The sequence below is a fragment of the Mesorhizobium sp. M0276 genome, from assembly GCF_040321755.1.
Lineage (GTDB): Bacteria > Pseudomonadota > Alphaproteobacteria > Rhizobiales > Rhizobiaceae > Mesorhizobium.
Map to the genome: position 1 here is coordinate 15423 of NZ_JAMYSC010000045.1, position 24450 is coordinate 39872.

Sequence of the window (24450 nt, forward strand, 5' to 3'; positions counted from 1 at the left end):
GTCGCCGGCATTTTTCTTCCCTAGGCAGCCCGAGGTCTGCCCGGGAGCCGATGCACCACGGCTCGCGCTCGGTGAGGCCTGGATCAGCGCCCCTGCGACATTTTGTAAATGGCTGCGCACGCTCCGTCTGCGCACTAGTGAACATTTCTCCTCGCTAGCCGTTGTAGATGTCCCATTCTTTGGAAGAGAGGAGCGCGATGGCGAACGCCTATAAAAAATCGGAACCGATTGGAAACAACCTGCTTCGGGCGCTACGACGCGATGACTGGGAGATCCTGCAGCCGAGCCTCGAACAATGGTCAGCGCCTGCCGGTACATTGCTGCACGAACCAGGCGACGCTGTCCGCTACGCTTACTTTCCCCGCGGGTCTGCGATGATCTCCTACCTCGTCGCGCTGAGTGACGGACGAGCGATAGAGACTGCGCTTATCGGACGTGAAGGAGCGGTCGGTGGGATCGTGAGCCAAGGTAGGCTCCCGGCCTATACACGTGCCGAGGTTCAAGTCGGGGGGTCCTTCTTCAGGATCGACCTGCACCATCTGGAAGAAGCAAAATCGCGTTCTTTATCATTGCGTCACCTGTTCGCCCGCTACGCCGATTGTCTGATGGCGCAGCTGTTTCAGTCCGTTGCATGCAGCGCCGCGCATTCCATCGAACAGCGCACTGCGAGATGGCTGCTGGCCGCGACAGAGCGCACAGGGGCCGGAAATCTGACGCTGACCCAGGAACAGCTTGCTGCAATGCTCGGGGTCGGCCGCTCCTACATGAGCCGAGTCATCCGCGACCTGAGGCAGCGCGACTGCATTGAGACAGGGCGTGGCCGGCTGGCGGTGCGCAATCCGGCCGGGCTGCGCTCGCTTGCATGCGAGTGCAATGCGGCGGTTAGCCGCCATTTCAACGACGTGTTGGAGGGCGTTTACCCGGCTGAAAAGAGCGTCGCAGGTTCACGGGGCGTGCCGCTGGGGAAAGCGCAATGACTGCGTTGAGGACCGTCTTGCAGGGATCGCAATTTGCCTTGGGAAGCACCCAATCCTGTGACTTTGCTTATGCCACGCGTTGGTTGACGAGGATCCTGCCTTTAGTTTCGGTCCGATCAGCGTCTTCCAGCGTCTCATCTGCGCTTCGATCCGAGAGCGCTGATTATAGCCGCTTGATTTCTGCCTGCCCGTCTGAGCCTTGGGTTGGGATCACGTCGATTTCACTGTTGACGCTCGTCTAAGCGCTCTTCGGTAGCGGGATCATAACCTCTGCCTGGCCGCCAAACCACATTTCGACAAGATCGCTGACGGACGCTCCGGTCATAGGCACATGTCGGCCTGGGCGACTGGCGCGTCGATCTGGGCCAGAAGGGTCCGCCAGCGCTGCGGATCGCCGATGCTTTCCAGCGCCAGATCGGCACAGAGACTCTCGCCCTGAGATCCCTGCGCCAACGTCGATTGGCAAGGATCCTCCCTGTGCCGGCTGTGCCAAAAGTCTCGGACCATTCGGCTTGGCGACATTGAACCCGTCCCATGAATTCTGAACGCAGAACGCACGGCGAGTGGAACACTCCGCTTTCAAACCGGTTAGGAGAAATCATACGTGTGTGGGTCGCTGCGGTCGCCATGTGCGACTGCCGGAGGAAATCGGTCGATGGCCACGAAGAATGAGAACCCCGCAAGGCGCGGTTCGCCCGAGCACAGAGGCGGCGCTCAGGCCCTCTCACGGACTCCCAGCATTGAAACCCAAACTAGAGCCAAAGGAGCTGAGCATGCAGAATAATCCCCGGCAGAAACATCCTCAGCCACCCATGCCTGAACAGCAGCAGGACATGCCCGGCTACACCGACGAGATGAATCCCCGCCCAGACCATGGCGAGCAGAGCTATCGCGGCAGCGGCAAACTGACGGACCGCGTTGCGCTGGTCACTGGCGCGGACTCGGGCATCGGACGTGCAGTCTCAATCGCCTTCGCCCGCGAGGGCGCGGATGTGATCATCTCCTATCTTGAGGAGGACGAAGACGCGAAGGAAACGGCCCGATGGGTCGAGGATGCCGGCCGCAAGCCTGTGATCGCGCGCGGCGACATCAGCGACGAACGTTTTGCACGCTCGCTCGTCAAGCGTGCCATGGATGAATGCGGCCGGCTGGACATCCTGGTCAACAACGCCGCGCATCAGGCGACATTCGAAAGGCTGGAGGATATCACGGCCGAGGAGTGGGATCTCACCTTCAGGACGAACATCTATCCGATGTTCTACCTCTCACAGGAGGCCGTGAAGGTGATGAGACCCGGCTCCGCTATTATCAACACGTCATCCATCAACGCCACCAGCCCCTCACCTATGTTGCTCGCCTACGCCACCACCAAGGGGGCGATAGCGAATTTTACCGCCGGGCTGGCTGGACTGGTCGCGGAGCGCGGCATCCGGGTCAATGCCGTCGCGCCGGGGCCGATCTGGACGCCCTTGATCCCTTCGACGATGCCGGCCGAAAAGGTAAAGGAGTTCGGCAAGAATACACCGCTTAAGCGCCCTGGCCAGCCGGCCGAGCTCGCGGCCACCTATGTGCTTCTGGCCTCGGACGGTGCCAGCTATACGACCGGCGCCCTTTACGAGGTCACTGGCGGAAGGCCGATGCTTTAATGAATTGTCTTGGGGTGAGAAGGCAAGGTCGCGTGTCGGGCCAACGCTCTGGTCGGGCGCGCGCAGCCGTTGTGACGAATCTCGCTTACGTTGCTTTGCCGGCTTAAAGGTCATTCCGCCGCTCGGCCGATCAACGCGACAAGGAGCCCCAATGACGCTGCCAGCGATAAGATCGGTACGACCCTCCTTGCTGCGCTCATGGACTGCGGGTTTGTTCCGGCGTCGCCTCTGCGCGGGGCAGGGAGCTGGCGCTGCCGCTGCGATCGGTCGCCGAAAGACAATATTTCTGAAGCGGGCATCGATCTTGTGCTAGCCGAGGAGGATACTGCGCTCGAAGCGGTCATAGGAGCGCTCCGAAAATTGGAAACGAAGCCGAAAGTGTTTTCAACGAAGCCGAAAGTGTTTTCAACGAAGCCGAAAGTGTTTTCATTGGCATTTCCTGCATTGAGCAAGGAAGCGGCGCTCCTTAACCTTACCGGCTCCAAAATGGCTTCCGGCATTCTACGACGCCCGCTCATGACCGCCAGCAACCCATGCCGGTGCATCAACGCGGGCGTTTTCCCACGGCGCAACTTTTTGGGCGGCGGCCCGCTGGCCGCCGCCTCTGAAGTCACCCGGATCAAGCTTGCAGCAGCTGCTCGGTAGCAGTGACCGGCGTTATCATGCCGTCTTCGAGCAGGATGTCTTTCTTCCTGGCGAACTGCAGAACACTGCCACGCGCAGTCTCCGCGTCGATCTCGCCGGCCAATGCGGCCTTACAGGCGCGGATCGCCGCCCTTTGTTCAGGACTGTTCCCGCACCACTCTGTGACGAACTGGTAGGCATCCACGACCGAGTTCAGCTGCCTGGGCAAGCCAAGTCCGACCCAGACGCGAACGGGCTTTTCGAAGGGCTGAGAAAGCATGGTTTCCTCCCTCCGAGCAGTCAGGCGGCAACGCCGCCCGTCTCTCCCGACCGTCTTGCCGTAATCCAAGGCATCGTCGTTGCGACGTCCTCAAGGATCTTCACAGAGCGGGCAAAGCCGGCGAACGCATCGCGCGCGACTTTCAACGGTATGAGACCATCGAAGGCGCGGTGACAGGCGCGCTTTGCCGTATCATAGACTATGCCGCGCCGATGCTTCGGCCATTCGTCGAGGAAGTCGAAAGCATCCTCAAGGCAAGCGATCTCTAGAATGAGATCTTCCGAAGCTCTCACGAACACGGGACTCTCAAATGTTCTCACGCTCATCGAAACCTCCAATTGTCTGAACGATTTCAGGTGGTTGAGGATGGTCACCCCAGCAGCCGGCAGCGACCTGCGCAAAATATGTGAAGGCCGATTTTCGATGTCAAGACCGCATGAAGCCAGTGGCGCATCCGACAAAGTCCTCGGTTCCTGCGTTTGTAATCCGCATTGCCGCGACCGGGCGGTTCTATCGGGACGGTCGCGCTTATTGCGATCACTGGCGAACGGCGCCGGAGATCGCGGCGACTAGCGCCGGAGACCTGCGCGATGTCGTTGCGATCTTCGATTCCAGTTATCCGAACGCGATAAGGGTGCTCGCGCAGTTCGGAGACCCAACCGCGCGCCCAACACGATGACTGCCGGCACGAGTGATCACGTCTTTGGGCTGTTCGCCATGTTCGGCGGCGGTTTGCACCGCAACTGCACAACCTCACATCTCGGAAGATGAGGACCGGCTCCTGTTGCCGTCTGCGTTTTCGACGCCGAAATTCTCCGCGCTGTATTTCCAGCTTTGGTCCTGTTTAGGGACGTACCGCAGGATCAGCGGCATGATCTGCGCATAACTCATTCACGACTTTAGCTGATGTGAGCAGATCGAAGCTGGCTTAGTGGATTGGATCATCCACAGGCAAGAGATGACCGGCGCGGCGAGGGACTGTTGAGGGGACACATGACAACCCGTCGCACCGGTCACGCGCTAGGATTTGAAAGTAGCGGGATATTGGTGATCACGCAATTAAGCCGGAAGGAGTAGGCCCAGCCGTAGGCTCGCCGGGGTTGGCGGTTGTTGGGGTGCTCGCGCGTCGGTTTGCGATCAACATGGCGATGCGCGCGCGGCTCAATTCGCTGCCTCGCGTGGACGGTGCGCAAGCCGCCGCGCCTTGTTTCCACATTTGCGGCGACGAGATCAGCCGTCTTCAGACAGATCGCCTGCGGATTTTGATCGTCTGCGACGTGTGATCTCCGCATTGGTTTGCCAATCAATTGCTGCACTTCGTGTGTCGGCTCGATCTACGCCACTCTCCGGCGAAACCCGATCCACTTACCAGTGGGGCTACGACATCGATAAGTCCTCCTATTGGCATTTCCTTCAATCTCCCTGAGGTCGATTCACGCTATAGTTAAAGGAGAGCTTATGGAACCATACCCTACCAGCCGCGTTCGGGGTCGCGGGACGCAAATATCCAAGATCACGGCGGCAGCATTCGGATTTCGAGCACTAACTATGCAATTGGAACCGGGAAGTCTGGCCTCAAAGGACGATAGCTGCCGGCCAGCTCTCGCAAACGGCGAGCTAGAACGGGCTCTGCTCCGCAAAGACAATCTGTTTCACCAAGTTCTCGAGGCGCTTCCCGTCGCCATCTACACAACGGATCGGTCTGGCAAGATCACCTTCTACAATCGCGCGGCGGCCGAACTTGCCGGGCGCGAGCCGCAGATTGGAGTAGACGAGTGGTGCGTGACGTTTCGCCTGTTCACTCCCGACGGCAATCCTCTACCGCATGAAGATTGTCCGATGGCCGTGGCGTTGAAGGAGAACCGCCCGATCCGCAATCAGGAGGCTATCGCACAGCGGCCCGACGGTACGCTGATTCCTTTCCTCCCCTTCCCGACACCCTTGCGGGACGAGACCGGTGAACTGATCGGGGCTGTCAATTTGCTCGTCGACCTCAGTGAGCGGCGGCAAGCGGAAGAAGTCCGCCAGCATCTATCGGCCATCGTCGAGTCCTCGTTCGATGCGATCGTAAGCAAGGACCTGAACGGGGTAATAAAAAGTTGGAATCACGGTGCTGAACGACTCTTTCGCTACCCAGCCTCCGAGGCGATAGGAAAGCCGATCACCATGCTTATTCCCGCCGACCGGCAAGACGAGGAGGTCTATATCCTGGACCGTATTCGCAACGGCGAGCGAGTTGAGAGCTACGAGACGGTTCGTCGTCGCAAGGACGGAAGCCTCGTTCCCGTCTCCCTGACGATATCGCCGGTGCGCGATGGGGCAGGACGCATCGTCGGGGCGTCGAAGATCGCCCGCGATATTTCAGCTGCCAAAGAAAGCGAATACCGCATTCGCGCGTTGATGCGCGAAGTCAATCATCGAGTAAAAAACCAGTATGCTGTGATTCTGTCGATGATCCGGGAGACCAACAAGCGGTCCAGGAACCCGGACGCCTTCGAACGGGACGTTCGCGAGCGCATCATGGCACTTTCTGCCTCGCATGATCTCCTCGTCTCGGATGATTGGAGGGGCGCCAATGTCTTCGAATTGCTGCTGGCACAGTTAAAGCCCTTTGGCAGTGAAGAGCGCATCTCGATGTCCGGGCCATCCGTGGTCCTTGGTCCTAATGCGGTTCAGCATCTCGGCATTGCGTTCCACGAATTGGCAACGAACTCGGCAAAATATGGCGTCCTGGCAGGTGTGTCAGGACAAATAGTGGTGGCCTGGGGGATCGAAACGGCCGAAACGAAATTGTTCAGGCTGACCTGGAGCGAAACGGTCCACTCCAAAATTGAAAAGGTCGCGCACAGCGGCTTTGGAACAGTGGTGCTAACACGTGTGGCGCCGCAGGCCATGGGCGGGACTGGCTGGATTCAGCACCACCCCAACGGTCTGGTCTGGACGCTCGAGGCGCCAGCAGACCTTGTTGAAACCCTCTCTGCCAATAGTTCGGTCGCTTGACGGCCACGTGACGTGGCGGGCAGCCCAGCCCCGTTTACGCAGTTTCCGGACAAGCGGTCGGTCAACTATGTCTTGGAACCTATTCGCTTGCCGCACGCTTTTGTTCGATGTCAGGAGCGTGCCGTGAGTTCCAAGGCCGGGGAGACTAGGCTCTCGTTCGTTGAGTTTCAGTCGCCGACGCTGGTCGCGAATGCACCCGAGGGCGGCGAATGGATCCATGAGATCAAGTACGACGGCTACCGCACCGAGCTGATCATTGAGAGCGGCAAAGCGCGAGCCTTCACGCGCCGGGGCTACGACTGGTCGCATCGATATCGACGAATTGTTCAAGCAGCTGCTGGCTTGCCGGTGAAGACCGCGATCATTGATGGGGAGGCTGTCGTTCTCGGTAACACTGGCCTGCCGGATTACCAAGCACTGGAAAGGGAGTTGGGCAATCCAGACTCGGCGAGGCTCGTCTTCTACGCATTCGACCTGCTGCACCTTAACGGGCGCGATCTTCGGCAACAGCCGCTAATGAGCCGCAAGGCAGCGCTGGAAAAGCTGCTGAGGGACACTGCGCCGACACTGACCTATGCCGAACATCTGGAGGTGAGTGGCAAAGAGGTGTTTCAACATGCCTGCCGGATGGGATTGGAGGGTATCGTATCCAAGCGCGTTGATGGCACCTACCGCTCGGGCGTCCAGACCAGTTGGCTCAAGGTCAAATGCGTCAAGAGCGATACCTTTCCCATCGTCGCTTTTGTCGAGAAACTCGGCGCTCGCCCGCGCCGCATTGCATCGCTCTACATCGGGCGCCGCGAGGGCGACCGACTGCTCTATGCGGGGAAAGCGAGAAGCGGGTACACCTTGAGCGCTGCCCAATCCGTTCGAGAGCGGCTTGACCCGCTGATCATCAGCAAGTCGCCTTTGTCAGAGCCCATTGTGAAACCCAAGGCGACCTGGGTGAGACCGGACGTTCTGGCCGAGGTGCAATTCAGCGGCGTCACTGATCGCGGCGTGCTGCGCGAGGCCGTGTTCAAGGGTCTGCGCGAAGACCTCGTGCCGATCCCGGCCAAGCCTCCAGCCCGATCCAAGCGACCCGGGCCAATCCGGAAACATGGCGTTCCCAGCGAGAACATTCTGCAATTGCTGCCCGAAGCGGTCTCGCCCTCCAAGGAAGAGCTTGCGCGTTACTGGGAGAGGGTTGCGGATCAGGCACTCGCCCATCTCGGCCACAGACCGCTGAAGCTGGTCCGCCACGCACTTGGCGCAACCTTCTACCACAAGGGCGCGTTGCCGAAAATTCCGGCCGCCGTGCATCAGTTGCGGGTCCAGAAGCGTGAGGGTGGCGAAGGTGTGCGCGTGTGGGTGGACGACCTTGCCGGCTTGCTGGGACTGGTCGAGATGGACGCTGTGGAACTGCATCCGTGGAACGCCACAGTTGATGACATTGAGCATGCTGACCGCATTGTTCTGGATCTCGACCCCGGTAAGGGGGTCGACTGGGATGAAGTCGTTGGGACCGCGCTGACGCTCCGCGACATCATGGAAGCGGAAGGTTTGGAGAGCTGGCCGAAGGTGACCGGTGGCAAGGGCATTCACCTGATGGCCCCGCTTGGGGCAAAGATCACGCACGACAAGGCCCGGCTCCTTGCCCGGTCTTTGGCCAATCGGCTCGCCGAAATGCATCCGGATCGTTACCTGCTTTCCGCCGCGCCGGCAGCCAGAAGGGGCCGCATCTTCATCGATTACCTTCGCAACGGGCGCGGCAACACTGCCGTTGGGGCCTTCTCGCCAAGAGCGCGGCCCGGCTTCCCAATCGCCCATCCGGTAACCTGGAGCCAGATTGAGCAACGGATCCGACCTGATGCCTTTACGATCGACCATCCGTTCAGGGCAGTTGCCAGAAAGGCGGCTTGAATCGCAGGGTTTGTGGAGACGCCGGACGGGAACTGAACAGCGGCACTTAGCGCCTTCGTCGGACGATTCTTCCTGTCCTCTATGATCAAGCAAAGCAAAGAGTGCCCCAAGGGCGCCAGGTAAGTTCCGCCTCGATCTCCAATGACGGGTTTCTTAGGACGCGAACAGCATTCGCAGCCGACATCAGCCCCGTTTCCAACGCAACATACGCAGCCCATCCGCCCGTTGTTCGGATCAGCCGGCCACAGATCGGGTCCGAAGTCCTTGGTCGCCATGTAGACCAAAATGGCGCTTCCCAAGGATGAAACGTAAACGCTGCCCGGCCGCTTCGACACCATGCCTTCAAGGTCCAAACGATCAACCGCCGCGTAGAACTCGGCCCCGCCTCCCGAGATGTGTTGACTGTATTGAAGGACGCCATCGCCCGGGCCGATCAATTCCAGCAAGCGCTCCCTCCTTTGCCACAGGGGTTCACGCCGCGAGTCCTTTCCGTTCAGATGCAGCAGGTCGAAGGCAACGAAGATGATCTTGCCCGGCGACCACCGCCAGCCAGCGCCACGGGCCAACCTTCTCCCCGAGAATCGCCACGGAGAGAATGGTGACGCAGAGCGGTGCCAGGAAGATCAGCGCGTAGCACTCCGCCAGCGGAATGGTTGTGAAGGCATAGACGCTAAGCACGCCGGAAGCGATTCCCGCCCACGCACGCGCCTGCACCGCCCAGGGCAGCCTGGTGCGCCAGAAATCACGCCAGCGCTCGTCTGCTGGGCGCGTGAAAAAGAGGAAGAAACCGGCGAAGAGGGTTATGAAAAATCCGATCTCAAAGACCGTGAGCTGTCCGCCCAGGCTTTTGACAACGGCATCGCTGCCCGAATAGCTTGCATAGGCGATCAGGGCGAGCAGGATTCCGTTCGGCACGTTTTTCCATTTCCGGGGAGAGAGTGGTTTGAAAATACTGGCGCTCGGTGCGCATCCGGACGACATCGAGATCTTCATGTTCGGTACGATGGCCGCCTATGCCGCGCAAGGCGCAGAACTCACTTTTGCCATAGCCACGGATGGTGCCAAGGGCGGCACGAGCGATCCCGCAATTCTCACTCGCGTTCGTCGTGCAGAAGCGTCGGCCGCTGCCGCGCTGCTCGGGGCGACCCTGCGCTTCCTCGACTTTCCCGACGGCGAACTGGTGGCCGATGCAGCGCTGATCGGGGCGCTGAAAGAGCTGATTCGCGAGACCGGACCAGATCTGGCGATCACGCATGCGCCCAACGACTATCACGCCGACCATCGCGCGCTTTCCGACGGCGTGCGCATCGCGGCGTCGTTCACGGTCCCGGTGCTGCATGCCGACACGATGGGCGGTACCGGTTTTTCGCCGACGCATTATGTCGACATTTCCGCGCATGCAGACATCAAGGCCAAGGCGATCCGCAAGCATCAGTCGCAGGATCCCGAGCGCTTCGTAGACGGCGCGCGAACGCAGAACCTTTTTCGCTCAGGCCAGTGCAACGGCGAGCCAGGTTCATTGGCCGAGGCGTTCCGCTTCGAACCTATTTTTCCCTTCGCCGACATCCGCGAACTGCTGCCGCCGGCGCCGCCGATCCGGCCGGTCATGGTGAGCACCAAACAGGTCGACTGACCGGCGCGACGGGACTAGTCATCCACCGACCACTGACCCCGACCGCCGGCACCGTTGATCACCTCGAAAGGCCGAGGCTGCCGCTCCGGGTCAACCGTATTGTCAAGTCCAGACACAAGCCGATCTCCGATCCCAATGCAGAACCGGCAACCTCACAGATCACGACCACTCCCGAAAGGTGGCCCCACAACAGCGCTCTGATGTCCGCTGTCTCGCGCTTATGCGGCCTTCTCTCGAACCCGCAGCGCGTCCACTTCGGCCTGGAAAGTGCTCCGATCGACGATTGCGAGGGCCCCCGGATTTTCATACGAAATGTCACTCATAATCTTCTCCTCATCGCGCGGCGTACCGAGCGACAACGTCGGCCACGCCGCCTAGATTGTCGGCCACAACGCAAGGGCTGGCGTCCGGGATCACTGCAGTCTCGATGTGCGTCATGCCCTTCGCCCGGTAGCCATCCACTAAGGTTTGCTGATGGGCGGCGAAGAATGACTTCTCGCCCACAGCGACCACGAGAGGCGTGGAATTCGGCGCGGTCTGGGCGGTGTTCCAGTCTCCGTCTTTTGGGGAACGTCCGGTAGATTTCGAACGCAGCATGTATCTGCGGTGCGCTATAGGCTTTCACGTAATAAGCCCGCTCCGCCGGACTGAATTGTCCTTGATCGTAGCACCACCCAGGAAGGCGGACTGGCGTCCATCCACCAGCTTTTCTGCAAGGTGGTCCGGTGTCCGAATGAACCCGATGTGCCAGAAGCCTTGGTCGATTTTTCCCAGCCCGTAATGCCGGGGTCCGGGCAGAATCATCGCTCCCCGTAGATCGTCTGGAAAGCGGCGCACATAAGGCATAGCTGGCCACCGCATCTAGGTTAGGGTGTGTCCAGGCCAATGCTTTCTCAATGATTCAATCGTTTGTCACCTGGCTACCATTGTCGCAATTCGCAGGTCAGAGGGAGACCGATAGACCTCCGTCGACCGCCAAAACATGTCCGTTGACGTAGGCGGCAGCGTTGGACGCGAGAAACACCACAGCTCCACCGAGTTCCTCAGGTTGAGCCCAGCGGCCAGCAGGGGTTCGTGCCTCGACCCATTTGGTGAAGGCCTCGTCGTTGATGAGCGCGGTGTTGAGCTCGGTGGCGAAATAGCCGGGGGCAATCGCGTTGATGGTGATGCCGTGACGGCCCATCTCGGCGGCAGTCGAGCGTGTCAGTCCATGCAACCCCGCCTTTGCCGCCACATAGGCGTGAATGGTGGGGCGGCCAAGGATCGCTGCGACCGATCCAGTGTTTATGATGCGCCCGAATTTGTTCGGTAGCATCAGGCGCACCGCCTCGCGTATCATCCGGAAGCAGGCCGAAAGGTTGACCGCAATCACGCGGTTGAAGTCCTCGTCCTGCCATTCGACCAACGGGCTGCGATGCTGGATGCCGGCGTTGTTGACCAGGATATCGAGGCGGCCGTGGCGTTCGACGATCCCCTCAAGCGCCGCCCTTGAGGTCGCCGCGTCCGCAACATCGAACGGCAAGGCTTCGGCCCCGATTTTTTCCGCCGCCGCGCAGAGGGTGTCCATGTCGCGCGCATTGACAATTACCGTTGCGCCGTTTTCCGCAAGCGCCTTGGCCATAGCAAAGCCGAGGCCACGCGAAGCACCCGTCACCAATGCGACCCGGCCCTTGAGCGAGAACATTTCCGACATTGAAATCCCTGGAGCAAGACAAGATGACAATGCTGCAGTCTAACCGCATCTCGCTCCAATGAAAGGGCGGGAGTTTCCTCCCGCCCAAAAGCACTATTTGGCGACGCAGGTATCGGCCGTCTGCGGCGTGCAGACGTCGAGGCCCGTGTAGGTCGGGTCGGCCGGGGGCGCCTTGCCGTCCTTCATGTCCTTCAGCGCCATCATCGTCTTGTAGCCCATTTCGAACGGCCGTTGGCCGACCTGGCCGAGCGAGAGCCCTTCCTTCATCTGGTCGATCTGGACGGGAAGCGTGTCGGCGACGACAAGGGCCAGCGCTTTCGAGGCAATCTTGTCCTTGTACGGTGCGACTGCGGCGCGGTTGGCATCAGGAATGAACTGCGGGAAGCCACCCGTTGGGATGAATGCGTCGAGGTTCGGATTTTTCGCCATGATGTCCTCAAACTGCTGCACCGAAAGCGGAAAATCATCGTTGGTGTAGAGCGGACAGCCTTCGATTTCGGTCCAGCCATTCTGGCCTGTCAGCCGGTCCCCGGGCGAGGCCGCCGATTTGGTGCCCGAAAGCGTATCGCGAATACCCTGCATGCGTTCATTATGGTTAGCCGCCGCTGCGCCGCCCGATTGGATGCAGATCGTGCCGCCTTTGGGCTTGACCTGCATGGCAAGCTTGGCAAGGTTCACGCCGATCTCATAATTGTGAGTGCCGATATAGGCGACGCGAAGCTCCTTGTTCTCGGGTAGCAGGTCGGAGTCCCAGGTGAGGACCGGGATGCCGGCTTCCTTGGCGGCCTGCAGCGCAACCGCCATCGCCGCGGCGTTCGATGGCGAGACGGCAATACCATCCACCTTCTTGGCCACGAGATCCTGCACGATCTGTACCTGCTCGTCGCCGCCGCCATGCTCGCCGGGGCCGATATACATGCATTCCAAGGCGCCCTTCGATTCGGCTTCGGCCTTCTTGCAGCCGTCGCGTGCTTGGTCGAAGAAAGGATTGTTCATGTTCTTCGGTACCAGGGCGAAGGTATATTTCGCCTGGGCGCCGGAAACGGCGAGCACCGTTGCGCCAAGCGCCACGGCCGCCATCAGTAGACTTTTTTTCATTTTGACGTCTCCTCCTAGCTGGAATGCCCCGTAGGCCTCCCGCCGGCGGGGTTTTCTAGCGGCCTTTTTTGGGCATCAAGACTGCCAGCCAAGCGGCGACAATCGATTTGCCGCCGGTTTGCATGCCCAAAAGAACCGCGAGAACGATGAAGGCGCCGACGAAGGCGCCTTGCCAATTTGAATCGATGCCGGCCATCAGCAGCGCATTCCTGATCACTTCGAGGAACGCCGAACCAATGATCGCCCCGAAGGCCGTGCCGGCTCCGCCCATAAGGCTGGCTCCCCCGATGACCGTCGCAGCGATCACGCGCAACTCGTAGCCCTGGCCCATGGCATTGATGGCCGAGCCGTTGTAGCCGAGGAGCAGGAGTGAGGCGACCGAAGCGGTGAAGGCCGAGAAGACATAGGCCTCGAATTTGATCCAGTCGACCGGCACGCCGGTGAGCCGCGCCGCCTCCTCATTGCCGCCGATGGCGAAGAGATGTCGGGCCCAGGCAGTGAAATTGAAGACGAAACCGACGATCATGGCCAGAATCACCATGGTCCAGAACTGTGATGACAATTCTGGTATCCAGTGCGGCGCCCAATCCTGCGGCCCATGCAGCGGCCATCTTGCCTGACCGATCCCCTTTACGATCGGAGCATCGGGCCCGAATTGGTAGAGCATCTGGTTGGCGGAGAATACGACCGCCAGCGAACGCGCCGCGGACAGCATGCCGAGGGTGACCACAAAGGACGGCATTCCGATATAGGCGACGAAGAAGCCGTTGACCGCGCCGCACGCCATACCGGAGAAAAGGCCGACGGCGAATGCAATGTACCAGGGATAGTGCCAGGTCAGGAACAGGCCGGCGACGATGACCACCAGGCCCATGATCGAGCCGACCGACAGATCGATGCCGCCGGTGATGATAACCACCGTCATGCCGAGCGCCATGATGCCGAAAGGTGCGAAGTTGCGCGTGACATTGGCAGCGTTTTCGGAGGTGCCGAAGCTCGGCTCCATCATCGTCATCAAGGTGACGAGGGCAATGAGCGCGATCGTCACCCAGAACGGCTGACTTGAAAATACATGTTGAAGCGCCGTCTTTTCCTTGGTCGGGACAAAGTCCGACATGGCCGGTCGGCTGGTTTCCGGGGCCGACTCCCTAACACTAACGGATTCGCGAGCACTATTCGCCACGGATGGCCCCCGTTATCAATCCGGTGATTTCCTCGGGCGACGTATTGCCGGCATCCTTGTCGGCAACCTTCGAGCCTCGCCTGAGCACAATGATACGATCTGCAACGGCGAAAACGTCAGGCATGCGGTGGCTGATCAACATGACGCCGACACCTTGCGCTTTGAGGCGCCGGATCAATTCGAGCACCTCTGCCACCTGGCGTACAGAGATGGCGGCGGTCGGTTCGTCCATCAACACCAGCTTGGCGTTTGAAAGCCGGGTCCGCGCGATGGCGACCGCCTGGCGCTGCCCACCCGACATCTTCCTGACGAGGTCGCGCGGCCGGGTTTCCGATTTGAGTTCCCTGAACAGCGCTGCCGAGCGGTCGATCATCGCCTGCTTGTCGAGCACCCTGATCGGCCAGAAGCCCTTCTTCATCTCGCGGCCAAGAAAGACATTTTGCGCGGCCGTCAGATTATCCGCCAGCGCCAGGTCCTGATAGACGACTTCAATTCCCTTGGCACGGGCCTGAACGGGTTTATGGAAGTGACAAATCTCGCCGTCCACGACAATTTCGCCGTCGTTCGGCGGAAAATTCCCGGCGACTGTCTTGACTATCGTTGACTTGCCGGCGCCGTTGTCCCCCATCAGACCCACGACTTCACCCCGCTCCACCTGGAAGCTGACGTCCGTCAGGGCTTGGATGGCCCCAAAATTCTTGGAAACGTGACGAACCTCAAGCACCGGCATCGCGGTCCTCCCCGGACAACATTTGCCAATTTTGTCCCGGTGTTATGCAAGTCAGCTAATCAGCGAAACGCATTCAACACAATGATTATTAGATCGGCGCATCAGATGGCAATCTCCCTCTGCTGCACGATCTCGATGCGGCGATATCCCAGGATCGACTTGGTCACACCCTCATTTGGCGGAATGGGCAAGCCGGGTTCGCGTTATCCCAGACCGATGCAGAACCTGGCTGTCCATCTGCGGATCGAGACCGACATTCCTGGTCGAAGACTTAAATGTTGTGTTCGAAAATTGCTGGCGGCCGCCGAAGAGTTGGTGCAATGCCCATCCGTTGCGATTCGGCGCTAGCGTCTTTGAGCGCATGCTGGCGCAGGCTGGTTGATCCGCATGGGTAGTCTGAACAGCGACGTGGTCCAATAGGAAGCCAATTGCGCCCATGAGCACTCTGGCCCCCGCCAAGGTCAAAGCTCGCGGCGAGCAAAGCTGCGGCAACCGGCCGATAGGCATGCGTGTTTTGCCGAGTGCAGCACAAAGCCGCGGCGCGCGCTTCACGCCTTTGGGGGAAGGCGGCCACTGCTCGAATATTGGGTTGGAACCTTTGCCTCTCGTTTCATCCTGAGCTGATCGCGCTTGCCGGCGATGCGGTGGAGGTCCCCACCGTTGACCTTGCCATTAACCTGCTTCCAATCCTTCGACGCGGTTCCAGTCCATGATGGCAAACTCCTTCGTTTCTCTGGAGCGACAACCTCGATTGGAAGTCGATTTTTCACTCAGTTTTGATGGAACATTAGCCGTCCCTAAAGGTTTGATGCATGCGGCAGGTACCTCCATCGCCTGCTGAAGATCGTTGTTCCTCCTGAGCGGCCCGCGCTCTCCCACAGAGGCGCGGGCTTCAATTGCACTGCGATGGGATGACGGTCACAACCCACGTCATCGGACCAGCAAGGCAAGGCCAAGGCGCTGGCCGTGCGGTGCTAAGGTGCCGGTCGAGCAGATCACACCGAAGGTGAAGAAGCGGTAAGCCCGTCTGGCGAGGCAATGGAACATTAGATTTGGCTAATAGTTACCTTGGCGGCAGGGGTCACCAAAGCTCTGCAAGCCTCGCGATTCCCTTGGGGACGACCCGCTGCTGCCGTCAACGGAGCGACAGCGCTCAAACCGGGAGAAATATCATGCAACGGTTTATATTCGCATCAATTGTAATCGCTTTGTCGGCTGACCCGTCGTTGGCACAAGCCGCCACGCCCGTTCAACATAAACACGGTATCAGGACGAATTATGGTGCGGCCGGCGGCATGAAGCTTGACCCCACCATAACGGGCGGCACATCGAAACCGAATGCGGTAAAAGATTGTGCCGCCGACCAGCAGACCGGCACTGCACAGCCCACTGGTCAGGCGACACTCGACGCCAAGGGCGCCGCCCCTGCCCAGATGAAAGAAACTGCTGCCGGCTGCAGAAAGTCCCCGCCGCTTCGCCAATGAAAGGAATCGAGATATTACGTCCGAAGCGGCTCGAGTATGTGCCTAGTCGCGGGTCTGGGTTAGGTTGTAGCGAGCTTCCAACGGATTTTCGGCCAATTTGGCGAATCTCCGAAGTTTTAGCTAAAGAGACTTTTTGCCGGCTCATCGCGATCATTTTGTAATCGCTCGGCCATGCCTCACACCAATCGCATAATCGGCCTGTGCTTCGGAAGCGCCGCGAGCCAGCCCAACGGAGGTCGACTGCTCTGGAGCCGCCTCTTGGTGTCAAAGGCGTCGATTGAGGCAGAGCACTCGCTGCGGCAGTGCTCAATGAGCGCTTTGTTTCAGGAGACCTCGCTTTCCCGATTGCGGAACTATTTCAGCGCCAGCTAATTAAGTGGCGAAGAGGCCGGCTTTGGTGCGGACGAGTGCAGGAATATCGAGTTGAGATCATTGTCAGTTTTGTAGTGGTGTCGTCCTTCCTGGCCATGGACATCTTACCGTTCAAAGTGGCCGAGAAGCATTCAGGCCGGCCAGTGACGCTGAGGCGCAATGAGGAGAATTGGATTCGCGTCACCGAGACAGGCGGTCAGAAGCGAACGTTTTCGTACGTGGTGCGGGGCAAAGCATGACTACGCGCGGCATCAACTTCCTTGATCGGTGGATCGCGAACAACATCCCGGAGAAGATCCAGACGTGCGTCATCTCTGTCGACGAGTTGACACACAAGCTGATTGCTGATGCCCGCTTCCTCGGGATTAGGGCGCGTGTCAGGACGCTACGCGGCGAGCATAGGCTTCGGCATGCGTCGGTGCAGGATTTCAGGGAACATGAGCAAGCGCGGCAATGATTTTCTTTACCATTGGATCTCTGATCATTTACCGGACGATCCTATCGTCGACCCAGTACTCCTGGTGATCGACATGGCCGTGGACGCGAAGCAGGCGGCGCAGAGCCAAGGAATTCCCGCCCAAGAGATCGATGAAGAAATTGGCAAGATGTACGAATTCATCATGCAGGGCTTACGCTGAGAGGAGCAGCCAAACAGCACTAAGCGGAACTTAACATCGCCGGGCAGATTGGTTCACCATGGACGCAGGACGAAATCCCGAGCGACTGATGCCAACCCCGCCGCCGAGATGGCAGTAACGCGAGGGCGTATTGATACTGGCCGCTGCCTTGTTGCTTGCACCGGGTGCGTTCGCGATCTGGTGGGCGATCTTTCGACGAGCACGCGCGGGGTCAACTTTCCAAACAAATGGATGGCAGAACCGACGATCTTGTGGCCATCAGCGCCCTTGCAGACGAGGCGATGAAGGCAGCCGACAGACGGTCGACGAGCCGACGAGCTGTCTGTGATGAACTAGCCCGCCGGTGTCATGCGTTGGTCGGACAGCCCTGCATCCGGGCAAACTTGTCCAGATGCAGGCTATACGAAGGCGAGGGCGTACGTTCCAGTTCGAAGGATCGGGTTAGTTCCAGATCTTCTTCGACCACGTGGACGAACCATTCGCCGCAGGCTTCAATCACTTCGGATGACCCTTGCGCTCGCTATCCAAGGCTGGGTACAAATCGTGCAATTCGTAGTGAGCGCAATTTGGCTGGAAGCCGACTTTCGATAGCGTCATGGCCGGTTTGATCATCTACTGGCCAGCTCCGGAACATTTAGGCGATCCTGATAGTTCCCTTGACGGCAGGTGCCCAACGCTCCTGCAAGTCCCTTGATCCTGGGGCGGCCCGTCGCTGCCGTGAATGGGGCGGCGGGCGTTCTTCCACCACATGCCGACTTGATGATGGTCTAGCTAGGAACAGCTTGCCGGCAAGATCGAGGGTGCAACTCCTGCCAACGACGAGTGCAATATCTTCGCTTGCACTAATGTTTTCATGACGTCGCGTAACGTCGGCATCTTGGGGATGCCTATCCGTGGGGAATTCGAATGAGAGTAGCTGTGTTTTGCGCGGCAATCGAAATCGCTTCGAGTGCTATCGCTGCTGCCAAGGAGAAGAAGGTGGTTGTCAGTGACGCTGCCGCTCTGTGCTCTAAACAACATTCGGCCAAGAAGCCGGTGCCAGAGCTGGACTGCAGTTTGACTGGAACCGCCAAATTGCCGAACGGAGCAACACCGGAAAAGCCGCGCCTCGGATACGACACCAATCCGTGGATCGTAACTGGATTTTAGAGCCGGATTGATCTAACCGCCGGCTACAGCTTGTCCGCCAAAGCCGATGGCAACGCCCGTCAGCACCTTGCCACCAACTTGTGAGGGCAATGGGGCGGACAGGGCGCCACACGTCTGCACGGGGCTCTGAGGGCTTTGGATAGGTCATCGAAGATCGTGTACATCGAAGAGCCTGGATCGGAAGGAGGACCTTATTGCCCTGAGGTGCTTCGGTGTGGCATCCAGTCAATGCATGTTCCCACGATGAGACTGCCCGCTGCCGAGAGGTGGCGGGCATTTTAGCGCAGACTAACGGAACAAGTTCCCGCTTCTGAAGTTTTGAAGCGGGAAGCACCTCCGAGCTCCCGCAGCCCGTCTTGGGCCCACCGGGGCAAAAGGGCTCAAGGCGGGCTGTTTTGCGTCGCCAATCTAGGCGGTCAATCAATGCTTTCCTTCGCTTTGACGGCACGGAGCTTTGCACCAGGTGCACTGTGTGCGCATCGACCGTAACGGGGCCGCCGAGGTTCACAGTCACTTGTCCTCGTCTATCTTGGTGACGTCGCCGATCAATTCGATCGGCTGGCCTTTCTTCACCTTGACGGTCGATGATCGAATGCGGGAAATGGTAGCTTGGGATCGACACGCTGACCCGATCCTCCGTGACCCGCCACCGCACCGTCGCCATGATTCGCCACCTCGTAGCCAACCTGATCCCGCGAGCCATAAAACCGATTCTGGGGCGGCCAATGGCCTATTCGAGAGACTGATAATATTCAGTCGCGCCTCTTTCCCCCCAGGTTACATCGAGGAATATAATCCTTTCGTTGCGGCGACCCTTAAACGGAGATCGCCATGTTCCAGAAGACCCTCGCCGACACCTTGGCCGCCCGCGAAACGGTCCGCATCACTATCTAGGCCGAGACGAAGCACGCACCAGGCGTGTTCCGAAGCCGACTTTCGGCCGCATGTGAAGGCGCTGGCGAAGGTCGGCACCTGTCAGGGGCAGCGCTGCCAATAGGTGGGCGCCAGGCGCGCGGGACGGCGAATTTCGATCGAACCCCGAATGTGAATCTATATTCACCTGTGCTAAATTAGTAGCGCGAAAGAAAAGGGGAGTTTCGACAATGTCTACATCACGTCGTGCACTGCTTTCCATGATCGGCGCAACTGTCGCATGCGCCGCCATTTCTGGCATTGCCTCTGCGAGAGGGGGCGGCAAGGGTGGCAAGGGTGGCAAGGATGGCGCGATGGACACTGGCTCCGGCCTGGTTCCAGCGAGCGGAACCAGCCCAAGGCAAGTAAAAACTTTCAAATCTTTCCAAGGCAAGGCATGCAACCGCGATTACAAATCGGTTTGCCCAACGACGCCGATTGGCAAATGTGATCTTCAAAGCAAGATGGGGCAGTTGTCACCCGCCTGTAGAACTTTCGTTGAACAGCATCGCTGAAAGCAGCAGGACCGCGTCGTCAGCGTGTTCGAGGAAATCACGCCGGAGCCAACGTTTATTGCGCTAGCCGGATGCCCCTTCCAACCTGAATCCATCCGGCCGTATTGTGTGTCAATGGCCCGCTGCTCTCCCCCGAGGCAGCGGGCTTTCCTTTTCGGCCATGTGTGCCGCTAGGCCTCGCCGGCAGCACCAGCACCACAACCGCGAATGCTGCCATCGAGAGACCAGGCGCACATGGTGACGATGTGGCGCCACCTGCAGTGCCAGACGGCGCCAGCGAACCTCGAGGCGGCGAAAGCGGCGCTGCAGAGTTGGACAGCGCTCAACAAACGAGCAAGCCCTTGAAGAGCGTCCAACGTGCAAGCCGCTTGTTGGTCGTGTTGGACACCATGACGGCCTCGCCGAGCTTACTGCCGTCATCGAATAGCGCGCAGTTGAGCGTTGTCGATTATGTTCTGGCTTGGCGTCGAAAGGCAGCTGGCGAAAGACTTGCTCGTGGATGACGATGGTAGGCGTGCTGCGGAGCATCGCGATCTTGATCGCCTCACGGCAATGGCCCCGCAGAGCCGGAGCGACGTTTCGCGGATGACTGCGAGAGCGTGACCGCCAGTGGGAGTATCAACGCCCGGAACGATATAAACTCCCATGCATTTAGCTAGGTCGTTCAAACACTCTTTCGTCTGGGAGCTGGATCGTTGTAATCCGGAGGCTGCGATTTGGCCGACCAGAAAACCAGTGAAGTCTGTATCGTTGACCTGATACCTGCCCTGCGAGCTTTCGCGCGGACCTTCTGCCGCATTCCCGACGATGCCGACGACCTGGTGCAGGAGACGCTGACGAAGGGTCTCGCGAACATGGACAAGTTCGAGCCCGGCACGCGCATGAAGTCCTGGCTCTTCACCATCATGCGCAATACCTACTACACCCACATCAAGTTCGCTGCCAGGGAAGCGCCTGGGCTGCTTGACTGCGCTTCCTCGAGGCCGGTTTCGGAAGCGACGCAGGAATGGACCATACAAAGCAAGGAGGTTCAGGGCGCCATCCAGAGGCTGCCTGAACACCAACGCGAAGTCTTGATGCTGATAGGCGTTCTGGGCGTCAGTTATGAGGAGACAGCCGAGATATGCGGCTGCGCGGTGGGCACGGTGAAAAGCCGGCTTAACCGCGCTCGCGCGAACGCTCTCGAATTTCTTGGAGAGAGTTCGCTGCAGACATTGATGGAGAGGCGAAATCAGCTATCGGACGGTCAACGCCACATCGAAGCGGATAGACGCTTGTAGTTGAAACGTTGTGCCAGCCTTTCCACGAGCGCGCTGCATTTGACCTGCGTGCAGGCAGAGGATACCCGCGTCTTGATATTGAGGGCGCGGGATCAAGAAGAACAACTCAGCTGTCCTTTCCGACCAGGGCACGTGTCGATCACGCTCACCGAGACGGTGCTTGGATACGTGATTGGCACCGCCCACGGCGTGGCGGCCGGCGTCTGGCTAGGCTTAGCCGTGGCGCCTATCGCATCCTCGACCCGTTCATAGAGGCCGCTGAACGGCATTCCCGCTCCTATCTTCGTGCTCTGGCTCGGCCTCGCGCTGTGGTCGAAGGTGGCGCTATCGGTGACGCTGGTGTTCTTCATCACCTTCTTCAAAGCCATCGAGGGCGTGCGGGAAGTCAACCCGGTGGTGCTGGCGAACGCGCGGACCCTCGGCGCCAAGCGCTCAAGCCTGCTGACGCACGTCTACTTCCCGGCGGCGGCCAGCTGGATCCTATCGTCGCTGCGCACCTGGGTCGGTTCGCGGAGGTCGGCGCGATCATCGGCGAATATCTTGGCGCCTCCGCCGGCCTTGGCTGTCTGATTGCCCAGGCGGAAGGCAATTTCGATGCGGTCGGCGTCTTCGCCGGCATTATGATTCTCGCGATTTTTCTGCTGATCATCGACCGCATCCTCGACATCGCCGAGGCCCGTCTGATCCAGTGGAGCCCGCATTCGACCGAGAGCCGGGCCACCTGACGCTGCCGACGGCCGGTCGGCAATGATGCCGGCCGGCGACCAAGGTGACGACGGAACCGAGGTTAGCCAGGCGCTTGTTGCCGCGAGCGCCTGAGCCTGACCTGATCGCTGCCTCGACCTCGCCAAATTGGTAAATTGGGTGCCCATCAGGTCAAACGACCGAACCACGCCGCGGTCATTTGGGGAGAATGGCAATGCCGGCACGCTTTGTGTGTCGAGGTTGCACGGCCACGTCCACTTCCCGCGTCCAAGGTGCTTCGGCCGAGCGACGGGCCCACTCAGCCGCCGCACCTTCGTGACCGCGCTCAGACAGATATGAGATTCTTGCAGTTGAGGAGGGGTTCTCCGTAACTCGGGTTGCGAAGCTCGAATCATAGGAGAACCCCATGCAGGTTTTTGGCCTGCCCGGTCATATTATAGGCAACGCCGGCCGGGCGTCGCGGCTTCTCGGCGCGACGACCCCAACAATCGAAGCAGAGAGAAGACGCGACGCGGTGGTGCGATGGCGGCGCGCGATGCGGGACGGGCTGGATGCCGGCAGGCAGCGCGGGCGGTCGGCGTGCCGCGTTCGACCCTCTATCGCTGGGAAAGCGCACCCGAGCCGAAGAGCCGGCGTCCGCACCGGGTTCGCGCCAACGGCTGGAGCCCGACCTTGCGCGCCGAGGTCGAGCGGCTCAGGCTGGACTTTCCTTTCTGGGGCAAGGACAAGCTCGGTCCTGTGTTGCGTAAGGCCGGCTTTGCCGTCTCCAACGCCACTGTCGGCCGCATCCTGAAGAAGCTGGTCGAGCGTGGCCGGGTGACGCCGGTGCCCGAACTCATCCGCAAGGCCGTCCTGCCGCCACGGTCGCCAAAACTCAACGGAGCCGTCGAACGGTGCAACGGCGCTTGGCGCTACGAATTCTACGCTGCCGTCGATCTGCCAACCCAGATCGACAAGATCGCCCAGCATGTCGATGCTTTCCAGCATCTCTACAACCATCACAGGCCACAGAGCTCTCGACGGCCTCACTCCAAGCGAGTATCTCAAAATCTGCCGAGACCGGATGACCCAGCCGTCTCATATGTACTGAGCGCGGACACTTCGTTGCCTGTCATTTTAGCAGGTGCTAAGCTTTGCTACGGCTTCTTGCATCCTCAACAAGAATGCCGTAGCGGCTGACGCGGCAATGCTCACCGGCACCTGCGTCGGCCGTTCACCTCGCGGCTGAATGCCCCCCGCGCCGAAACGGCCTGTCCTGTAATCTGGCCCGGAGCCCAAGGCGGCGGACGTCCCTTCTCTGTGATCAACTGCGTGCTCGGTGAGGGGCTTTCATTGTCGGTCAAGCCATTCCAGGGTCTCGACGATCGCTGGGCCACGGGCTCGCCTGCGAACCGGTTCCGGTTCACAGCGCCGTGTCAGGCATAAACTGGCAATCCCGATTATCCGTCGAGAAACCGCCTGCCGGACTTGTCAGCGGGTCGGGGCGCGATAATTTTTGTTGGGAGGGGATCTTCAATCCACAGGAGACGACCGTGAAACACCAAACCTTAAATCAACTGCAGACAATCGCAGAAGTGGAACCCTTCTCGACATACCCGATCATGACCCGGCAACAGCGCATCGAGCGCTGGGCAGAGCTGCTTGCAGAACATCCGGAGCGACGCCTGAGAGCCCTGATCGGCACCGAACGTCTGAAGCGGAAAGACCGCGACGCGGTACGCTGTGAGGGCTCGCCAATCACAGTGGCTTTCGAGGATTCAGTGCTGCGTGCGTTGGGCCTGAAAGATGATACCTATGGGGAAGCAAAGCGCTTCTTCGAACTCACCGACTGGCAATTGCACGACGTGGTCTGTAGTTGTCATGTCGGGACTATGATGACAGGGCAATGGGCTGCTGCAAGAATCCGCCGGACAGTCGGTGGCAACAGATTTCTTAATTGGCTGAGACAGAGAATGCGGCACTGAGGTCGATACGACTGCGACACTCATCTCGGAGAGCGGCATTCCTTCGTCCTGCGTGCTTTGCGACAGACTTTCAGCAGCCTCGCTATCTCGTCGCGGGAAACCGCCCACCCTAAGTCGCCCGGCTCTGCATCGGCCCGCCGCTCTCTCTCGATGCAGCGGGCCTTGATGTTAGGCGCCAGTTCAGCTCGCCGTCCAGTTCGCGGAAGACTTTACATCAAAAACGACGGTGCGATCTTTGACCGTCGAAATTTCAATGCGCGGTACGCAACCTCGGTCGCCGCGCTCTACGCCAGGAAGACGTTGGCATGAGCGCAACCTGTCGACCGGCCGCGGGTCGTAGTCCAGCGGCAAGGATCAACTTGTGCGGATTGTGTTTGCCTTGCCGCGATCAATCTTCGTCAACCGCGATCTGGCCTCGATCACGCGCCGCTGCGCGGCCCGTATCCTGTTGCAGAGCGCGATATTGATGCCGACGCCGCAGTTTTCATCCAGCATCTCGTTGGCATTTTCGAGGGCAAGCTCCTCTCGGTTAAGTCGCTGTCGGGCTCGCGCCAGTTCCATATCCAAAAATTTCATTATTCCGCGTCCATTGCGGTCCCTTCGATTGGTAAACCGCTTGCGATTGGCTTTGGTTCCCTGCTGTTCGTGAGAAGCCCTGACGGCCG

General features: G+C 59.6%; 23 protein-coding genes and 3 pseudogenes. 16 read left to right on the top strand and 10 right to left on the bottom strand.

What is annotated here, in order from left to right; genetic code table 11:
- Positions 1-197 precede the first annotated feature (197 nt).
- From NKJ01_RS27545 to NKJ01_RS27555, 3 genes are all read left to right on the top strand, one after another.
- Positions 198-977, top strand: a complete 780-nt coding sequence (locus NKJ01_RS27545) for a Crp/Fnr family transcriptional regulator (protein WP_352487512.1) — start codon at positions 198-200, stop codon at positions 975-977.
- 773 nt (positions 978-1750) lie between these two features.
- Complete coding sequence (locus tag NKJ01_RS27550) at positions 1751-2623, top strand: SDR family oxidoreductase (protein ID WP_352487513.1); 873 nt, start codon at positions 1751-1753, stop codon at positions 2621-2623.
- A gap of 360 nt (positions 2624-2983) precedes the next feature.
- Entirely contained in the window at positions 2984-3268 is a 285-nt protein-coding gene (locus NKJ01_RS27555) for a hypothetical protein (RefSeq protein WP_352732858.1), read from the top strand.
- Here NKJ01_RS27555 and NKJ01_RS27560 read toward each other — a convergent pair.
- Together NKJ01_RS27560 and NKJ01_RS27565 are read right to left on the bottom strand one after the other, a co-directional pair.
- Entirely contained in the window at positions 3243-3527 is a 285-nt protein-coding gene (locus NKJ01_RS27560) for a DUF982 domain-containing protein (protein WP_023761537.1), read from the bottom strand. The genes NKJ01_RS27555 and NKJ01_RS27560 overlap by 26 nt on opposite strands.
- 20 nt (positions 3528-3547) lie before the next feature.
- Positions 3548-3853, bottom strand: coding sequence for a DUF982 domain-containing protein (locus NKJ01_RS27565; RefSeq protein ID WP_352487515.1), 306 nt, complete (start codon positions 3851-3853; stop codon positions 3548-3550).
- Between the two features lie 774 nt (positions 3854-4627).
- Between NKJ01_RS27565 and NKJ01_RS27570 the strand changes: the two genes are divergently transcribed.
- The 3 genes from NKJ01_RS27570 (at position 4628) to ligD (ending at position 8429) form a co-directional block, all read left to right on the top strand.
- Positions 4628-4810: a hypothetical protein gene (locus tag NKJ01_RS27570; RefSeq protein WP_156938600.1), complete on the top strand. Its 183-nt coding sequence runs from the start codon at positions 4628-4630 to the stop codon at positions 4808-4810.
- A 265-nt stretch (positions 4811-5075) separates the two neighbouring features.
- Positions 5076-6527 carry a sensor histidine kinase gene (locus NKJ01_RS27575; protein WP_352732863.1) on the top strand — a complete coding sequence of 484 codons (1452 nt, stop codon included), beginning with the start codon at positions 5076-5078 and terminating at the stop codon, positions 6525-6527.
- Between the two features lie 123 nt (positions 6528-6650).
- Positions 6651-8429, top strand: a complete 1779-nt coding sequence (ligD, locus tag NKJ01_RS27580; RefSeq protein ID WP_502898183.1) for a DNA ligase D — start codon at positions 6651-6653, stop codon at positions 8427-8429.
- A 365-nt stretch (positions 8430-8794) separates the two neighbouring features.
- Here ligD and NKJ01_RS27585 read toward each other — a convergent pair.
- Together NKJ01_RS27585 and NKJ01_RS27590 are read right to left on the bottom strand one after the other, a co-directional pair.
- Positions 8795-8995 (bottom strand): annotated as a pseudogene (locus tag NKJ01_RS27585) (hypothetical protein); the annotation flags it as partial.
- A pseudogene (locus NKJ01_RS27590) lies at positions 8961-9344 on the bottom strand (EamA family transporter); the annotation flags it as partial. The pseudogenes NKJ01_RS27590 and NKJ01_RS27585, both read right to left, overlap by 35 nt.
- A 28-nt stretch (positions 9345-9372) precedes the next feature.
- On the opposite strand from NKJ01_RS27590, the gene NKJ01_RS27595 reads away from it, so the two are divergent.
- Positions 9373-10062: a PIG-L deacetylase family protein gene (locus NKJ01_RS27595; protein ID WP_352487518.1), complete on the top strand. Its 690-nt coding sequence runs from the start codon at positions 9373-9375 to the stop codon at positions 10060-10062.
- Between the two features lie 333 nt (positions 10063-10395).
- On the opposite strand, the gene NKJ01_RS27600 is transcribed toward NKJ01_RS27595, so the two are convergent.
- The 5 genes from NKJ01_RS27600 to NKJ01_RS27620 form a co-directional block, all read right to left on the bottom strand.
- Positions 10396-10659 carry a hypothetical protein gene (locus NKJ01_RS27600; protein ID WP_352732866.1) on the bottom strand — a complete coding sequence of 88 codons (264 nt, stop codon included), beginning with the start codon at positions 10657-10659 and terminating at the stop codon, positions 10396-10398.
- Positions 10660-11005: 346 nt separating this feature from the next.
- Entirely contained in the window at positions 11006-11755 is a 750-nt protein-coding gene (locus tag NKJ01_RS27605; protein WP_352732868.1) for a glucose 1-dehydrogenase, read from the bottom strand.
- A 93-nt stretch (positions 11756-11848) separates the two neighbouring features.
- Entirely contained in the window at positions 11849-12853 is a 1005-nt protein-coding gene (locus tag NKJ01_RS27610) for a sugar-binding protein (RefSeq protein WP_352487520.1), read from the bottom strand.
- 55 nt (positions 12854-12908) lie between these two features.
- Positions 12909-13970 (bottom strand): ABC transporter permease, encoded by a 1062-nt coding sequence (locus tag NKJ01_RS27615; RefSeq protein WP_023762763.1) that lies wholly within the window; start codon positions 13968-13970, stop codon positions 12909-12911.
- Between the two features lie 55 nt (positions 13971-14025).
- Positions 14026-14766: an ATP-binding cassette domain-containing protein gene (locus NKJ01_RS27620; protein ID WP_352487523.1), complete on the bottom strand. Its 741-nt coding sequence runs from the start codon at positions 14764-14766 to the stop codon at positions 14026-14028.
- A 1172-nt stretch (positions 14767-15938) separates the two neighbouring features.
- On the opposite strand from NKJ01_RS27620, the gene NKJ01_RS27625 reads away from it, so the two are divergent.
- From NKJ01_RS27625 to NKJ01_RS27665, 9 genes and pseudogenes are all read left to right on the top strand, one after another.
- The gene (locus tag NKJ01_RS27625) at positions 15939-16250 is read left to right on the top strand and encodes a hypothetical protein (RefSeq protein WP_352732873.1); all 312 of its coding nucleotides are present in this window, start codon (positions 15939-15941) and stop codon (positions 16248-16250) included.
- Positions 16251-16857: 607 nt separating this feature from the next.
- On the top strand, positions 16858-17079 hold the full coding sequence (locus NKJ01_RS27630; protein WP_023762770.1) for a DUF768 domain-containing protein: 222 nt from the start codon (positions 16858-16860) through the stop codon (positions 17077-17079).
- Entirely contained in the window at positions 17060-17260 is a 201-nt protein-coding gene (locus NKJ01_RS27635; RefSeq protein ID WP_023762771.1) for a DUF768 domain-containing protein, read from the top strand. Before NKJ01_RS27630 ends, NKJ01_RS27635 begins: the two co-directional genes overlap by 20 nt.
- Positions 17261-18166: 906 nt before the next feature.
- A complete protein-coding gene (locus tag NKJ01_RS27640; protein ID WP_352732877.1) occupies positions 18167-18409 on the top strand; it encodes a hypothetical protein in 243 nt (80 codons plus the stop codon).
- A gap of 1103 nt (positions 18410-19512) precedes the next feature.
- Entirely contained in the window at positions 19513-19836 is a 324-nt protein-coding gene (locus tag NKJ01_RS27645; RefSeq protein ID WP_352732880.1) for a hypothetical protein, read from the top strand.
- A 716-nt stretch (positions 19837-20552) separates the two neighbouring features.
- A complete protein-coding gene (locus NKJ01_RS27650; protein WP_352732883.1) occupies positions 20553-21116 on the top strand; it encodes a sigma-70 family RNA polymerase sigma factor in 564 nt (187 codons plus the stop codon).
- A 129-nt stretch (positions 21117-21245) separates the two neighbouring features.
- A pseudogene (locus NKJ01_RS27655) lies at positions 21246-21841 on the top strand (ABC transporter permease); the annotation flags it as partial.
- Between the two features lie 502 nt (positions 21842-22343).
- Entirely contained in the window at positions 22344-23000 is a 657-nt protein-coding gene (locus NKJ01_RS27660) for an integrase core domain-containing protein (protein ID WP_352732886.1), read from the top strand.
- A gap of 353 nt (positions 23001-23353) precedes the next feature.
- Positions 23354-23785, top strand: a complete 432-nt coding sequence (locus NKJ01_RS27665; RefSeq protein WP_352732889.1) for a hypothetical protein — start codon at positions 23354-23356, stop codon at positions 23783-23785.
- Between the two features lie 354 nt (positions 23786-24139).
- Here NKJ01_RS27665 and NKJ01_RS27670 read toward each other — a convergent pair whose 3' ends face one another.
- Positions 24140-24346 (bottom strand): hypothetical protein, encoded by a 207-nt coding sequence (locus NKJ01_RS27670; protein WP_352732908.1) that lies wholly within the window; start codon positions 24344-24346, stop codon positions 24140-24142.
- Positions 24347-24450 lie beyond the last annotated feature (104 nt).